Origin of the sequence: Methylobacterium sp. yr668, from assembly GCF_900116245.1 — a bacterium.
In the GTDB taxonomy this organism is placed as follows: Bacteria; Pseudomonadota; Alphaproteobacteria; order Rhizobiales; family Beijerinckiaceae; genus Methylobacterium.
This window is the reverse complement of record NZ_FOZY01000001.1, coordinates 171,148-184,644: the sequence shown is the minus strand read 5'-3', so window position 1 is coordinate 184,644 and position 13,497 is coordinate 171,148. Positions and strand designations below refer to the sequence as shown.

The window sequence follows — 13,497 nt, the reverse complement described above, 5'->3', positions numbered from 1 at the left end:
GCGATGAGCAACAGCGCCCGCCTCGCCCTGCTCGGACCGCACGGTCTCGACGCGGAGGGCATCGCGGACTTCGTGACGGTCCTGAAGGCCGCCTGCGAAGCCGGCGATGTCGCCGCCGTGATCCTGCGGCTCGCCGCCACCGACGAGCGCGGGCTGACGGCCCGCGTCAAGTCGGTCGCCCCGATTGTGCAGGAGCGCGGCGCGGCGCTGGTCGTCGCCTGCCCGGGCTTCGCCGGTGACCTCGCCACGGTGGCGATCCGCGGCGGGGCCGACGGCATCCACGTTGACAAGCCGCGCGACTTGAAGGACCTGCGCGGCCGGCTCCGGGACGGCCGCATTCTCGGCGCGGGCGGCCTCGAGACCAAGCACGGCGCGATGGAGGCCGGCGAGGCCGGCATCGACTACCTGATGTTCGGCGGCCTCTACCCGGACGGCGTCGCGCCCGAGGCGGAGACGGTCCGGGCCCGCGCCGCGTGGTGGGCCGAGATCTTCGAGACGCCCTGCATCGCGGTGGCCGCCGCCGCCGACGAGATCGCGCCGCTCGCCGCGACGGGTGCGGAGTTCGTCGGCCTGGAGAGCGGCCTATGGCTGCAGGATTCGGGCGCGGTCGAGCGGGCCCAGCGCGCCGTCCGGGAGATCGAGGCGTGAGGGGCCGCGACGTTCGCTTGGCGGCTGCTCTCGCCGGGGCCGCGCTGCTGGCGGCGCCGGCCTGGGCGGCCTCGGGGCCGGCCGATCCGGCCCGGACCGCGGCGCCCGGCTCGCTCGGACCCGCGGCGCAGACCGGCAAGGCGTCGATGCCGGAGCTGCCGAGCCCCTACACGCCGAACTACGCGCGGGGCGCCGTGCCGCCGCCGGGGAGCCAGCCGCCGGATTTCGCCTACGGCGCCTACCAGAAGGGCCAGTACGTCACCGCCTTCCGCGAGGCGACGAAGCGCATCGAGGCGAATCCCAAGGACGCCGCCGCCATGACGCTGCTCGGGGAGCTGTACAATCAGGGCCTCGGTGTGAAGCAGGATCCGGTGAAGGCGGCCGACTGGTATCGCCTGGCCGCGGCGCAGAACGACGCCTCCGCCATGGCGTCCCTCGGGTTGATGGCCCTCGACGGCCGCGGCATGCCGAAGGACCCGAAGGGCGGGCGGCGCTGGCTCGAGCAGGCGACGGCCCAAGGTTCGCCGACCGCGGCCTACAATCTCGGCCTGATCCTGATCGGCACCGGCGCGACCGCCGACGAGGCGGCAGCGGCGGCGCAGTTCCGCAAGGCGGCCGACGCCGAGATCGGCCCGGCCCAGCACGACCTCGGCGTGCTCTACCTGCAGGGCCGCGGCGTGCCCAAGGACCCGTCGAAGGCCGCGGAGCTGTTCCGGCGCGGCGCCGACAACGGCGATCTCGCCAGCGAGGTCGAGTACGCGATCCTGCTGTTCAACGGCACCGGCGTCACCAAGGACGAGCGGGCGGCCGCACGGTACTTCCTGCACGCGGCCTCGCGCGGCAACGCCATCGCGCAGAACCGCGTCGCGCGGCTCTACGCCGTGGGTCGCGGCGTCGCCAAGAATCCCGTGGAGGCGGCCGCCTGGAACCTAGCGGCGGCCGGACAGGGCCTGTCCGACGCGTGGCTGGATCAGACCCTCTCCGGTCTCTCGGCCGACGAGCGCACCCGGGCGGAGCGTCTCGCCAACGAGCGGATCGAGCAGCGCTGAGCCGCTAGACCTCGGCCTTCGACCAGTCGACGCCGGCCTCGAGGTGCGGCAGCAGGACGACGCTCTCCTGCTCGTTCGGGTCCGTCCGAGCGATCACCGCGGTGACGGGCTCCGTCTGGCTGCGGTTATAGGGCAGGTGCGGCACGTCGGCGGCGATGTAGACGAACTCGCCGGCGCCCGCGATCGCGTGGTTCTCCAGTCGCTCGCCCCAGAAGCAGCCGGACACGCCCGACAGCACGTAGATCGCCGTCTCGTGGGATTCGTGCTTGTGGGCGTGGGCCCGCTCCCCGGGCGGGATCTCCAGGAGCTGCATGTGCAGCGCCTTCGAATCCACGGACTCGGCCGAGACGGCCGGTCGGTAGATGTGCCCCTGCTTGCCGCGGAACGGCGCACTCTCGTGCACCACCCGGAACCCCTGCTTCTCCGTGCCGGACGCGGAACTCATGGACCTTCCTCCACTCTGAAGGCGGGATCGACGGGGATCTGCATGCCGTTGACCAGCGCGTTCGTCTGGTTGGCCATCCCGACGACCGCCAGGAACTCGCCGTGCTGGGCCTCCGTCAAGCCCTTGGCCCGCGCCGCCGCGGTGTGGGAATGGATGCAATAGGGGCAGCCATTCGCGATCGAGACCGCGATGTAGACCAGTTCCTTGGTCAGCGGATCGAGGGTACCCGGGCCCATGACGATCTTGAGCGTCGACTAGGTCCGCTCCAGCAGTGCCGGATCGTTGGCGAGGCCCCGCCAGAAGTTGTTGACGAAGTCGGATCCGCGGGTGGCCCGGATGTCGGCGAAGACCGCGCGGACGCGCGGGTCGGCCTCGGCCTCGGAATCGGACCAGAGTTTCACGGTCGCCATCGCAGTCCCTTCCTCGAAGCTCGCGCCGTCAGAGCCTGCACGCCTCCTCGAGCGCCCGGTTCTCCGCTTCGGAGAACAGGCGCGAGCGGATGTGGAAGCGCTTCTCCCGCCCGTTCTCCAGCGAGAACATGCCACCGCGGCCCGGCACCACGTCGAGGATCAGGTGCGTGTGCTTCCAGACCTCGAACTGCGACCGGCTGATGTAGAAGTCCGCGCCGCCGACGGTGCCGAGATGGACGTCGCCGTCGCTCACCAGGAAATCGCCGACGGGATAGCACATGGGAGACGAGCCGTCGCAGCAGCCACCCGACTGGTGGAACATGACCGGACCGTACTCGCCCCGCAGCTCGTCGATCAGCGCGAGGGCCGCCGGGGTTGCGGTGACCCGCAGCGGCGTCCCGTCGGCGCCGGCCTGCTCGGCGACATTGGCGTCCACACTCTGCTCCGAACTCATGCGATCCTCCCGGTCGATGCCTGAATATGCGTGCGCGCCGGCCGGTTTCCACTGCTGCGCCCTCCGGAGCGCGGAGTGCATGGTCACCGGGTCCGGGATCGAAAAAGCCCCGGCCTTGCGGCCGGGGCTGAAGTTGTCTCGGGGGTTGACCCGGGAAGAAACTCAGAAGAACCCGAGCTTCTTGGCCGAGTAGCTGACCAGCATGTTCTTGGTCTGCTGGTAGTGATCGAGCATCATCTTGTGGGTCTCGCGGCCGATGCCGGACTGCTTGTAGCCGCCGAAGGCCGCGTGGGCCGGGTAGGCGTGGTAGCAGTTCGTCCAGACGCGGCCGGCCTGGATCGCCCGGCCGAAGCGGTAGGCGCGGGTCCCGTCGCGGGTCCAGACGCCGGCGCCGAGGCCGTAGAGCGTGTCGTTGGCGATGGAGAGCGCCTCGGCATCGTCCTTGAAGGTCGTGACCGACAGGACCGGCCCGAAGATCTCCTCCTGGAAGATGCGCATCTTGTTGTGGCCGCGGAACACGGTCGGCTTCACGTAGAACCCCTCGGCGAACTCGCCGTCCTTGACGTTCCGCTCGCCGCCCGTGAGCAGCTGCGCGCCCTCCTGCCGGCCGATGTCGATGTAGGAGAGGATCTTCTCCATCTGCTCGCCCGAGGCCTGGGCGCCGATCATCGTGGCCGGATCCAGCGGCGAGCCCTGCGTGATCGCCTCGACGCGCTTCACCGCGCGCTCCATGAACCGGTCGTAGATCGACTCGTGCACGAGCGCGCGGCTCGGGCAGGTGCAGACCTCGCCCTGGTTGAGGGCGAACATCGTGAAGCCCTCGAGGGCCTTGTCGAGGAAGTCGTCGTCCTCGTTCGCCACGTCGGCGAAGAAGATGTTCGGCGACTTGCCGCCGAGCTCCAGCGTCACCGGGATCAGGTTCTGCGACGCGTACTGCATGATGAGGCGGCCGGTGGTCGTCTCACCCGTGAAGGCGATCTTGGCGATCCGCGGCGAGGAGGCCAGCGGCTTGCCGGCCTCGAGGCCGAAGCCGTTGACGATGTTCAGCACGCCCGGGGGCAGCAGGTCGCCGACGATCTCGGCCAGCACCAGCACCGAGGCGGGGGTCTGCTCGGCGGGCTTCAGGACCACGCAGTTGCCGGCGGCGAGGGCCGGGGCGAGCTTCCACACCGCCATCAGGATCGGGAAGTTCCACGGGATGATCTGACCGACGACGCCCAGCGGCTCGTGAAAGTGGTAGGCGACCGTGTCGTGGTCGATCTCGGAGATCGAGCCTTCCTGCGCCCGCACGCAGCCGGCGAAGTAGCGGAAATGGTCGATCGCCAGCGGGATGTCCGCGTGGGTCGTCTCGCGGATCGGCTTGCCGTTGTCCCAGGTCTCCGCCAGGGCGAGCAGATCGAGGTTCTCCTCCATCCGGTCGGCCATCTTGAGGAGGATGCGGGCGCGCTCGGCCGGCGCCGTCTGGCCCCAGGCCTCCCGGGCGGCGTGGGCGGCGTCGAGGGCCTTCTCGACGTCCTGGGCGTCGGAGCGAGCGACCTCGCACACCACCTTACCGGTGATCGGCGAGGTGTTCTCGAAGTAGCGACCGGCCGCGGGGGCGACCCACTGCCCGCCGATGAAGTTGTCGTAGCGGGCCGAGAAGGGCGACTTGACCTTCGAGTCGCCGAGGAATTCCGGCTTGTTCATCGCTGTGTTCCCTCCGTGGGCCCCGGCCTCGCGAACCGCGGCTCTTGGGCTTAAGCTGGCGCTCGGGCGACCGAATCTGGGGGCCGCATCCGCTTCCGCTCTGTTCGCAGCCAATGGCTTTTGGCCTGCCGAATCAAGGTGGACTTTTGGCCAGTGCGCGAGTGCGCCGATCCTACGCGCTTCCCGGCATCACCGCGAGCGGGCAAAAGTGCCTCGTCTCCGGCACCGTCCGGCCGGCCGCCGGGCGACGATCGGCCGGACCCGGCGACCGGCCGAATCGATGATGTGCCGAATCGGCGCGCCGTTCCTCAGCCGAGCAGGGCCAGCGGAACGGACGCCGCAGCGAGCGGGAGCGCCGCCAGGGCCGCGTTCCGCAGCCACGTGGGCCGGTACGCGACGATCGCCACCACGGCGAGGGCGGAGCCCGTCAGCGATCCGACCCACTGCACCGGGCCGAAATTCCAGCCCCCCGCCGCGACGGCCGCCGCGAACGAGAGGCCGAGCCCGCACCAGCCCGCCATCCGCAGGCTGCCGACCCGCGCCTTCGGCACGCCGACGCGGTAGGCGGCCCGATGGTGCCGGTCGAGGCTGAGGGCCAGGGCCGCGAAGCCCGAGAAGCTCAGGAGCAGGCTGAGGATCAGCGCGGCGGCTGTCATGCTTCGACCGTCCGGGACAGGGTTACCTTGGCCGGACGGGCCGCGGCCACGCCCCGCCGCGTGGCCAGCCGGGCCGCGAGGCCGAGCGCGAGGCCGACGGCCGCCATGGCGGCGTCGAAGGCGAGGAAGCGCTGCTGGCCGATGAGGATCACGTCCACCAGCGGGATCGCCAGGAAGGCGCAGGCCGGCACCGCCAGGGCGAGCGACCACGCGCGCCGTCGCGGGTACAGGGACGCCGCGAGCGCGGCCACGAGCCAGGCGGCGAAGAAGGCGCGCACCTCCCAGTCCGCCCGGGCCCCGAGCCCGTCGGGCAGCAACCGGTTCGCCAGGAAATACGCGGCGAGGCCCACCGGCAGACCCGCGATGGTGCCGAGGTTGAGGAACCGCACGAGACGCAGGCCGAAACCCTCGGGATCCGCGCCCTTCGGCGCCCGGGCCACGGTCCAGAGCACGAGGCCGCTGGCGACCGTGGCGGCACCCATCACGCCGCAGAGGAAGAACAGGAGGCGCAGGGGGGCGGCGGCGAAATGCGCCTCGTGCAGCCCCACCATCACGGCCCCGGTCCGGGTCGCCGCGCCAGCCTCGCCGACCCGGGCGATCTCCCAACCGGTATCGGCCGCGTAGGCGATCTGCGGGTGCAGGTGCGCGAGCCCGTGCGGCTCCTCGAAATACGCTGTCACGGTGGCGCCGGCGTCGCCCGGCCGCGTTACCAGCACCACCTCGGGCACCTCGCCCCCGGCGGCCGTCGCGCGGGCGACGATCTCGCCGAGCGGCAGCGGCGTGCCGGGGCGCCCGACCGGGGCCGCGCCCGGGATCGCCAGGCCGGCCTCGGCGTAGTAGCGCAGCACGTCGTCGCCGTAGACGGCCTTCATGCCCCAGGGCATCAGCATCGCCGACAGGGTGACGAGGCCCGTGTAGACGATCATCAGGTGGAACGGCAGCGCCAGGACGCCGACCACGTTGTGGGCGTCGAGCCAGCCGCGCTGCGCCGAGCGGTCGCGCCGGAAGGTGAAGAAGTCGGCGAAGATGCGCCGGTGCGTCACGATCCCGGAGATCAGCGCGATCAGCAGGACCATGGCGCAGGCCGAGACGATCCAGCGACCCCAGATCGGCGGCAGGCTCAGCTCGAAGTGGAATCGGTAGAGGAAGTCGCCGCCGCGCGTGTCGCGGATGCGCGCGGGCTCGCCCGTGGCGGGATCGAGGAGCGCGTGGTGGAACGGGCCACCCGGACGCGGCCACCAGTAGACCTCGACGGCCGGGGTCTCGGCATTCGGCAACTTGACCGACCATCCGGCCGCGTCCGGCATGGTCCGGCGCAGGAACGCCCCGGCCCGCGTCGCCGCTGCGGCGGGATCCGGTGCGGTCGCGGACAGTTCGGGCCGCATCCAGTGCGAGATGTCGGTGCGGTAATAGCTGGCGGTGCCGGTGACGAAGATCGCGAACAGCACCCAGCCGACCACGAGGCCGGACCACGTGTGCAGCCACGCCATCGCCTGGCGGACACTCCGCGCCCGGCTCACGCGGCCGCCCCGTGCGCGAAGGCGCCGGCGAGCCACAGGGCACCGGTCAGCAGGAGCGCCGTCAGGCCCAGGACGACGGCCGCCCGGCCGAGCGTGCGGGCCGCGAACACCCAGATCGCCGCCCCCGCCATGATCGCGAAGCTCGCCAGCGTCCCGGCCGAGACCGCCTCGGCCCGCGGGAAGGGAAGAACCAGGGCCAGCAGCGCGCTCGACAGGGCGGCGACCGCGTAACCGCCGAGGATCGCGAGCAGTACCCGGCCGGCGACCGCCGCGCGGTCGGCCAGCGTCGGCATGGCGCGGGCGCTCATGGCGCCATCCCTCGTTCCCGTGAGCCCATGGCGCGACGTACCAGCGGTCCGGGCCGCCGCGCAACGCCTATGTTCCGGAACGATTCCAGTGTGAAAAGAGGCGTTTAGGACGCCGGAAAGCGGCGCGTCCCGAGGTCGGATCCGACGCTCGCAGCCCAGCGCTACGGGCCGGCGGCTCCCGACGCACCGTCGCGGCTCGGCCTGCGGATCGCCACGGCCGCATTCCGCGCGCTCGGCGGCAGATCGGCCCCGGGATCGGGTTTGCTGAACGCCGCGGCCGATCCGGGTGCCGGGCCGACCGCGCGGCCGTCGCGCGCGTGTCCCCAGCCGTAGCCGGCGTTGATCCCCGCGTAGAAGCCCGTGAAGTCCTCCGCTCGCGCAGTTCCCGCGAGCAGCACCAGGGCCGTGGACAGCACAAGGCGGCGCATCGATCGTCCCCGAACGAGAAAGGCGGCGGCCCCGCTCGGAGCCGCCGCCTCATGATCTTCGCGGAACGCGGCGGCAAAGAGACCGCCGCGAATTCCTCAATCTTCGACGTTGATGCTCTGGGCCTCACGACCCTTCTGGCCCTCGACCACGCCGAGCGTGACCTGCTGGCCCTCGGCGAGCGAATCGAGACCGGCGCGGGACAGCGCGGAGCGGTGCACGAACACGTCCTTGCCGCCGTCGTTGACCGAGACGAAGCCGAAGCCCTTGGCGGGATCGTACCACTTCACGGTGCCGCTCATCTCGACCGACGGGCCGCTGGCGAAACGGCCACCGCCGCCACCACCGCCGCCGCCGTAGCCGCCGCCACCGCCGCCGCCGTAACCACCGCGATCGCGGTCGCCGTAGCCGCCGCCGGCCCCGGCGCCGAAGCCGCCGGTGCGCGGACGGAACTCACGCCGGGGCGCGGGCGCCTCGGCCGTGGAGGTGTCGACGCTGGTGACGCTCGTGACCTGCGGGCCCTTCTGACCCTGGGCCGTCGTGACCGTCAGCCGGGTGCCCGGCATCAGATCGTCGTGGCCGGCCGCCTCGACAGCGCGGATGTGGAGGAAGGCATCGCCCGAACCGTCGCCGAGTTCGACGAAGCCGAAGCCCTTCTCCTTGTTGAACCACTTGACCGTCGCATCGCGCTCCGGTCCGGACGCGACGGGAGCCGCGCCACGCGACGGGCCGCGATCGAAACCGCCCCCGCCGAAACCACCGCCGCCACCGCCGAAACCGCCGCCGCCGTATCCGCCGCTGGGGGGAGCCTGATCAGGCCATCTCGGCTCGCCACTCTCGTCGAAGCCGCGCTTCTGCGGCCCTCTGAAATCACGACCACGTCCCATAGAAAGCTCGCAAAAACCGTCCGCCGCCCTTGTCTCGAATACCGCGTGCGCGCCATCCCAGACAGCCCACGCCCCGCACTATCATTACCCCAGGTCGCGGTAACCAAGAATAACGCCCCAGTCCTGACGCAATCGGGCCTTGACCGCAAGGACCTTCTTGGCTCAGAGGCGCCCGTTTCGTTACTTTCTTGCGGCAAACAACGGAGTCCGCCCCCGCTCCCGGGCCGGCCCTTTCTCATTCGAGGGAAGGCGTTAGCGAAACGCAAAGGCTGTCCGGCTAGACTCGGCCCCGCGCCCCGCAGAACCGGCCGGCCATGATCGCGACACCGACTTTCCCCGATCTCTCCGCTCTTGTGGTCGACGAGAGTCTCTACATCCGCCGAATCGTGCGCGACATGCTGATGCGCGTGGGCATCAAGCGTGTGCTGGAGGCGCCGGACGGGGCCGAGGCGCTGGGCGTGCTCGCCGAGAGCAAGCCCGACATCAGCATCATCGACTGGGACCTGTCGATCCTGTCGGGCGAGGAGTTCATCCGGCTCGCGCGGACCCCGACCACCTCCCCCTGCCCCACGATCCCGATCATCCTGATGCTGGCCCAGCCCCGCCGGAACGTGGTCGACCGGGCGGTAGCGCTCGGCGTCAACGAGATCATCGCCAAGCCGTTCTCGCCCAAGACCCTGTGGTCGCGGCTGGACGAGGTGATCAACCGGCCCCGCCCCTACTCGCAGGTGAAGAGCCTCCTGCGGCCGATCCCGCGCCGGGCCAGCGCGATGAAGGCCGTCGCCTGAGCGCGACCGCGATGGGGCGTTGCAGTTCCCCGCCGAGCCTGTAGGGTCGCAGTTCAACAGAGTCCGAGCGCGCTGCTCAGGGCCGACCCGAAGGATCGACGGCCGCGCCGATGAGGGACGAGACCGCCGCGGCCGCGCCGTCCCGAATCCAGACCGGCGCGGTGCCGCTCCAGACGCAAGCCCCCGTGCCGGGCCGCGAGCGCCGCCGCGCCGCCTACGCGGCGCTCGACCTCGGCACCAACAATTGCCGCCTGCTGGTCGCGGAGCCGACCTTCAGCGGCTTCCGCGTGATCGACGCGTTCTCGCGGATCGTGCGCCTCGGCGAGGGCCTCGGCACGTCCGACCGCCTGAGCGAGGCGGCGATCGAGCGGACCGTGGAGGCCCTGCGGATCTGCCGGGCCAAGATGCAGGCCCGCGGGGTGCAGCGGGCCAAGATCATCGCCACGGAGGCCTGCCGCCTCGCGGTGAACGGCGCCGCCTTCGTGGAGCGCGTCCGCCGCGGCGTCGGCCTCGACCTCGAGATCGTCGACCGGCAGACGGAGGCGTATCTCGCGGTCACCGGCTGCGCGGCGCTCGCGGACCCGCTGGCCGAATCGGTCATCATCTTCGACATCGGCGGCGGCTCGACCGAGATCGCGTGGCTGGACGGGGCGGCCGCCAACCCGTCGACCGACCCGACGCTGCGGATCCGGGCCTGGGATTCGCTGCCGGTCGGCGTGGTCACGCTCGCCGAGCGCCACGGCGGCGCCGAGGTCACCCGGCGCATGTTCGAGGGCATGGTCGAGGAGGTGGCCGAGAAGCTCTCGGCATTCGCGCTCCGCGCCGCGCCCGCGGCGACGGCGCCGCATTTTCACCTGCTCGGCACCTCCGGGACCGTGACGACCATCGCGGCGATGCATCTGCGGCTCGCCCGCTACGAGCGGCGGCGCGTGGACGGATTGTGGATGAGCGACGACGCGGTCTCGACCGCGATCGACGACCTGCTCGACACGCGCCTGGAGCAGCGCGCCGACAACCCCTGCATCGGCCGCGACCGCGCCGATCTCGTGCTCGCGGGCTGCGCGATCCTCGAGGCGATTCGCAGGGCGTTCCCCTCGGAGCGCCTGCGCATCGCCGATCGCGGCCTGCGCGAAGGATTGCTGATGAACATGATGCGCGAGGACGGGGTCTGGAACCGGAAGGCGGTCCGATGAGGGCGGCGCGATGAGCGACCGGCGCGGCGGCGCGAGTTCCGGCGGCGGTGTCCGAGGCGAACTGAAGCAGCGGGTGAAGACCGGCCGCGGACGGACCCTGTCCCAGAAGCGCTGGCTCGAGCGCCAGCTCAACGATCCCTACGTGGCCCGCGCCAAGCGCGAGGGCTACCGGTCGCGGGCGGCCTACAAGCTCCTGGAGATCGACGAGCGCTACAAGCTCCTGCGGCCCGGCCAGAAGATCGTGGACCTCGGCGCCGCGCCGGGGGGCTGGTCGCAGGTGGCCGCGCGGGTGGTCGGGCCGACGGGCCGCGTCGTGGGCATCGATCTCCTGGAGATCGAGCCGATGGCCGGGGTCGAGTTCATCACCCTGGACTTCCTCGATCCCGAGGCGCCTGACCGGCTGACCGGCATGCTCGGCGGCCCCGCCGACCTCGTCATGTCCGACATGGCCGCCAACGCCACCGGCCACAAGAAGACCGACCACCTGCGGATCATCGGCCTCGCCGAGACGGCGGCGGAGTTCGCCCGCGAGATCCTGGGCCCCGGGGGCGCCTACCTCGCCAAGGTGCTCCAGGGCGGCACCGAGGGCGCGCTGCTCACCGACCTGAAGCGCGACTTCGCCACGGTCCGGCACGTCAAGCCCGCCGCGAGCCGGGCCGATTCGAGCGAGCTCTACGTCCTGGCGACCGGCTACCGGGGCGCGCCGGGCCGGGCGGCGTCCGCCGACGAGGGCTGAGCCGCCCGGCGATGCTCCTCGCCTGGACCCTGTCCGTCCTCAACCCGGCGCCGCTTCCCCTGCGCCGGCTCGGCTATGTCCGCCAGAGCGGCCTGCTCCACGCCCGCTCGCGCCGCTGCCGGGCGGCCTGGGCGCCGCACCTCGCGCGGGCCCGGTCCGTGATCGCGGCGGCGGCCGAAGCGACCCGGCAGCGCCGGCACGCGGTGGTGCTGGGCTCGGGCCTGCTCGACGACGTGCCGCTCGACGCCCTCGCCCGCCTGTTCGACCGGGTCAGCCTCGTGGACGCCGTCCATCCCTGGCCAGCGCGCCTCGCCGCCCGCCGCGTCCCGAACGTCGCGCTGGCGACCGCGGAGATCAGCGCCGGTCTCGCGGGGGCCTGGGCCGACCTCTGCGCGGACGCCGACCTGATCGTCTCGGCGAATCTGCTGTCGCAGATCCCGCTCCTCCCGATCGAGGCCCACGAGACCCGGGGCCGCGAGGCCCCCCCGCGACTCGGCGCGCACCTCGTCGAGACCCACCTGGCGGCGCTCGACGCGCTCGCCGGGCGCGTCGAGCGCGTCTGCCTGATCACCGACACGGTGCAGCGCGAGGAGGACCGGGCGGGCCGGACCGTCAACAGCGCCGACCTGCTGTTCGGGATCACGCTGCCGCCCGCGCCGGAAGCCTGGGACTGGGAGATCGCGCCGTTCGGCGAGATCGGCCGGCGTCGCCGCCTGATCCACCGCATGCACGCCTACCCGGACTGGAAGGCCGCGCGGCGGTCTGCGCGCTGAGCCGCAAATGAAGAAGGCCGCCCCGGTTCCCCGGAACGGCCTCGCTTCGACGTCATCCGCGATGTCGGATCACTCGGTCGGCACGTCCGCCGCCGGCGTGGTGGCGCCGCCCTCGTCAGCGGCGCTCTCGAAGCGCGGGCGCCGACGGCGGCGGGGCTTGGCGGCCGGAGCCTCGTCGGCCGCCGCCTCGGGCTCGGGAGCGCTCGACGGCTCGACCGCGGGCGCGGGGCGCGCGGGCGCCATCAGGAAAGCCGGCAGGCCCGTGGGCTCCTCGGCCTCCGCGGCGGGCGCGGCCTCGCGGCGGCGCTCGCGGCGCGGTGCGGCCTCGGCGCGGGGCGCCCGCTCCGGGCGAGCCTCGGGACGGGCCTCGGCGCGCGGGGCATCGCCGCGCCCGTTCTCGTAGCGGCCCTGGTCGCCGCGATTGTCCTGACGGTTGTCCGGACGCGCGTCCTGGCGGCCATCCTGCCGATTGTCCGGACGGTCCTGGCGATCCGGCCGGCCCTCGTGCCGCTCCTGGCGGTAGTCCGGACGGCCGTAATCCTGGCGGTCCTGACGATCCTGCCGGTTCTCTTGGCGATAATCCTGCCGCTGGTAGTCCTGGCGCTGATAATCCTGACGCGGCTGGTCCTGGCGCCGGTAGTCCTGACGGCCGTTGTTGTCGAACCGGCGCTGGTCGCGGTTCTGAAACCGGTCGCGGCCCTGGCGGCCGTCCTGATTCCCCTCCGGACGGCTCTCGTAGGGCTGCGGCTGCTGGCCGGGATCGTTGTCGTCGTAGCCGTTATAGGCGTGACCGTTCTGCGACCCGCCATTGCCCTGGGCGTCGTCGTCGCCCTCGTCCATGTCGTCGTCGTAGGGACGACTGGCATAGCCACCGGTGTTAGCCGGTCGATTCTGGTCCTGCGCACCGGAGACAATACGGAAGTAGTGCTCGCCGTGCTGAAAGTAGTTTTCGGCGGCGACCGGATCGCCGGCGGCAAGGGCATCCCGCGCGAGTTGCGCGTACTTGTCGGCGATGTGCTGCGCGGTGCCGCGGATTTTGACGTCGGGACCGTTGGATTCGTAGGAGCGCGTCAGCGGATTCGGACCCTTCGGCCGGTTCCGGCCGCGCATCCGTCGATTCTGGTTTGGTCTCATCGGTCTGTTATGACCCTCGTTCACGCAAACGACTGTCTACGGAGGCGCCCGGGCGGATCTCGTGGCGCGAACCGGCCAAGCGCATCCGGCGGCGCCGCGCGTGGGACCGCTCTTCGGTCCGCGCGTCTGCCTGACCACCCTTCGAACCGGGCGCCCGGTGAAGGCCGCCGATCCTCAGTCGATTGTCAGGTTCGAATGTGTCGTCCCGCCGCGCTGGCACCGGCGCGTTCTGGTTCGACGGGTTAGGGGGATCAGCGAACCAATCGGCGACCCATGGTCACCACCGACCTTACAGCCGTCCGTCTTAACGGACGGTTCGCGATCTTCAAGCCGACTCTAGCGTTCCCCGGTTGATGCAACAAGCAATTTTTCGGTGCCGGGATG

General features: G+C 71.7%; 15 protein-coding genes and 1 pseudogene. 6 read left to right on the top strand and 10 right to left on the bottom strand.

Features of this window, described 5'->3' with window-relative positions:
• The first annotated feature begins 3 nt into the window (after positions 1-3).
• Positions 4-648 (top strand): thiamine phosphate synthase, encoded by a 645-nt coding sequence (locus tag BM419_RS00920; protein ID WP_020091525.1) that lies wholly within the window; start codon positions 4-6, stop codon positions 646-648.
• Positions 645-1,697, top strand: a complete 1,053-nt coding sequence (locus BM419_RS00915; RefSeq protein WP_026604680.1) for a tetratricopeptide repeat protein — start codon at positions 645-647, stop codon at positions 1,695-1,697. The genes BM419_RS00920 and BM419_RS00915 overlap by 4 nt, the downstream gene beginning before the upstream one ends.
• 4 nt (positions 1,698-1,701) lie before the next feature.
• Here BM419_RS00915 and BM419_RS00910 read toward each other — a convergent pair whose 3' ends face one another.
• The 9 genes and pseudogenes from BM419_RS00910 to BM419_RS33160 form a co-directional block, all read right to left on the bottom strand.
• Positions 1,702-2,142: a cupin domain-containing protein gene (locus BM419_RS00910; protein WP_020091523.1), complete on the bottom strand. Its 441-nt coding sequence runs from the start codon at positions 2,140-2,142 to the stop codon at positions 1,702-1,704.
• Positions 2,139-2,552: pseudogene (locus BM419_RS00905) on the bottom strand (carboxymuconolactone decarboxylase family protein). Before BM419_RS00905 ends, BM419_RS00910 begins: the two are co-directional and overlap by 4 nt.
• A gap of 28 nt (positions 2,553-2,580) precedes the next feature.
• Positions 2,581-3,006 carry a DUF779 domain-containing protein gene (locus BM419_RS00900; protein ID WP_026604679.1) on the bottom strand — a complete coding sequence of 142 codons (426 nt, stop codon included), beginning with the start codon at positions 3,004-3,006 and terminating at the stop codon, positions 2,581-2,583.
• A gap of 162 nt (positions 3,007-3,168) precedes the next feature.
• The gene (gene adh / locus BM419_RS00895; RefSeq protein ID WP_020091519.1) at positions 3,169-4,692 is read right to left on the bottom strand and encodes an aldehyde dehydrogenase; all 1,524 of its coding nucleotides are present in this window, start codon (positions 4,690-4,692) and stop codon (positions 3,169-3,171) included.
• A gap of 308 nt (positions 4,693-5,000) precedes the next feature.
• On the bottom strand, positions 5,001-5,348 hold the full coding sequence (locus BM419_RS00890) for a DUF3325 domain-containing protein (protein ID WP_020091518.1): 348 nt from the start codon (positions 5,346-5,348) through the stop codon (positions 5,001-5,003).
• Positions 5,345-6,838, bottom strand: a complete 1,494-nt coding sequence (locus BM419_RS00885) for a PepSY-associated TM helix domain-containing protein (protein ID WP_020091517.1) — start codon at positions 6,836-6,838, stop codon at positions 5,345-5,347. Before BM419_RS00885 ends, BM419_RS00890 begins: the two co-directional genes overlap by 4 nt.
• Before the next feature lie 26 nt (positions 6,839-6,864).
• A complete protein-coding gene (locus BM419_RS00880) occupies positions 6,865-7,176 on the bottom strand; it encodes a hypothetical protein (RefSeq protein ID WP_020091516.1) in 312 nt (103 codons plus the stop codon).
• Between the two features lie 161 nt (positions 7,177-7,337).
• Positions 7,338-7,604 carry a hypothetical protein gene (locus BM419_RS00875; protein ID WP_020091515.1) on the bottom strand — a complete coding sequence of 89 codons (267 nt, stop codon included), beginning with the start codon at positions 7,602-7,604 and terminating at the stop codon, positions 7,338-7,340.
• Positions 7,605-7,700: 96 nt separating this feature from the next.
• On the bottom strand, positions 7,701-8,489 hold the full coding sequence (locus tag BM419_RS33160) for a cold-shock protein (RefSeq protein WP_020091514.1): 789 nt from the start codon (positions 8,487-8,489) through the stop codon (positions 7,701-7,703).
• Between the two features lie 314 nt (positions 8,490-8,803).
• Here BM419_RS33160 and BM419_RS00865 point away from each other — a divergent pair, with 314 nt between their 5' ends.
• From BM419_RS00865 to BM419_RS00850, 4 genes are all read left to right on the top strand, one after another.
• Positions 8,804-9,277 (top strand): response regulator, encoded by a 474-nt coding sequence (locus BM419_RS00865; protein WP_012317168.1) that lies wholly within the window; start codon positions 8,804-8,806, stop codon positions 9,275-9,277.
• 110 nt (positions 9,278-9,387) lie between these two features.
• Positions 9,388-10,470, top strand: a complete 1,083-nt coding sequence (locus tag BM419_RS00860; protein WP_020091512.1) for a Ppx/GppA phosphatase family protein — start codon at positions 9,388-9,390, stop codon at positions 10,468-10,470.
• Positions 10,471-10,480: 10 nt separating this feature from the next.
• Entirely contained in the window at positions 10,481-11,206 is a 726-nt protein-coding gene (locus tag BM419_RS00855) for an RlmE family RNA methyltransferase (protein WP_020091511.1), read from the top strand.
• A gap of 11 nt (positions 11,207-11,217) precedes the next feature.
• Positions 11,218-11,979: a hypothetical protein gene (locus tag BM419_RS00850; RefSeq protein WP_042671979.1), complete on the top strand. Its 762-nt coding sequence runs from the start codon at positions 11,218-11,220 to the stop codon at positions 11,977-11,979.
• A gap of 69 nt (positions 11,980-12,048) precedes the next feature.
• Here BM419_RS00850 and BM419_RS00845 read toward each other — a convergent pair whose 3' ends face one another.
• A complete protein-coding gene (locus BM419_RS00845) occupies positions 12,049-13,089 on the bottom strand; it encodes a DUF4167 domain-containing protein (protein ID WP_091924413.1) in 1,041 nt (346 codons plus the stop codon).
• Positions 13,090-13,497: the final 408 nt, after the last annotated feature.

What these genes read in the sequence shown, in the direction of transcription:
- BM419_RS00920 (WP_020091525.1), top strand. Translation starts at nt 4, where the DNA reads ATGAGCAACAGCGCCCGCCTCGCCCTGCTCGGACCGCACGGTCTCGAC.
- BM419_RS00910 (WP_020091523.1), bottom strand. Translation starts at nt 2,142, where the DNA reads ATGAGTTCCGCGTCCGGCACGGAGAAGCAGGGGTTCCGGGTGGTGCAC.
- BM419_RS00900 (WP_026604679.1), bottom strand. Translation starts at nt 3,006, where the DNA reads ATGAGTTCGGAGCAGAGTGTGGACGCCAATGTCGCCGAGCAGGCCGGC.
- adh (WP_020091519.1), bottom strand. Translation starts at nt 4,692, where the DNA reads ATGAACAAGCCGGAATTCCTCGGCGACTCGAAGGTCAAGTCGCCCTTC.
- BM419_RS00890 (WP_020091518.1), bottom strand. Translation starts at nt 5,348, where the DNA reads ATGACAGCCGCCGCGCTGATCCTCAGCCTGCTCCTGAGCTTCTCGGGC.
- BM419_RS00885 (WP_020091517.1), bottom strand. Translation starts at nt 6,838, where the DNA reads ATGGCGTGGCTGCACACGTGGTCCGGCCTCGTGGTCGGCTGGGTGCTG.
- BM419_RS00880 (WP_020091516.1), bottom strand. Translation starts at nt 7,176, where the DNA reads ATGAGCGCCCGCGCCATGCCGACGCTGGCCGACCGCGCGGCGGTCGCC.
- BM419_RS00875 (WP_020091515.1), bottom strand. Translation starts at nt 7,604, where the DNA reads ATGCGCCGCCTTGTGCTGTCCACGGCCCTGGTGCTGCTCGCGGGAACT.
- BM419_RS33160 (WP_020091514.1), bottom strand. Translation starts at nt 8,489, where the DNA reads ATGGGACGTGGTCGTGATTTCAGAGGGCCGCAGAAGCGCGGCTTCGAC.
- BM419_RS00865 (WP_012317168.1), top strand. Translation starts at nt 8,804, where the DNA reads ATGATCGCGACACCGACTTTCCCCGATCTCTCCGCTCTTGTGGTCGAC.
- BM419_RS00860 (WP_020091512.1), top strand. Translation starts at nt 9,388, where the DNA reads ATGAGGGACGAGACCGCCGCGGCCGCGCCGTCCCGAATCCAGACCGGC.
- BM419_RS00855 (WP_020091511.1), top strand. Translation starts at nt 10,481, where the DNA reads ATGAGCGACCGGCGCGGCGGCGCGAGTTCCGGCGGCGGTGTCCGAGGC.
- BM419_RS00850 (WP_042671979.1), top strand. Translation starts at nt 11,218, where the DNA reads ATGCTCCTCGCCTGGACCCTGTCCGTCCTCAACCCGGCGCCGCTTCCC.
- BM419_RS00845 (WP_091924413.1), bottom strand. Translation starts at nt 13,089, where the DNA reads ATGCGCGGCCGGAACCGGCCGAAGGGTCCGAATCCGCTGACGCGCTCC.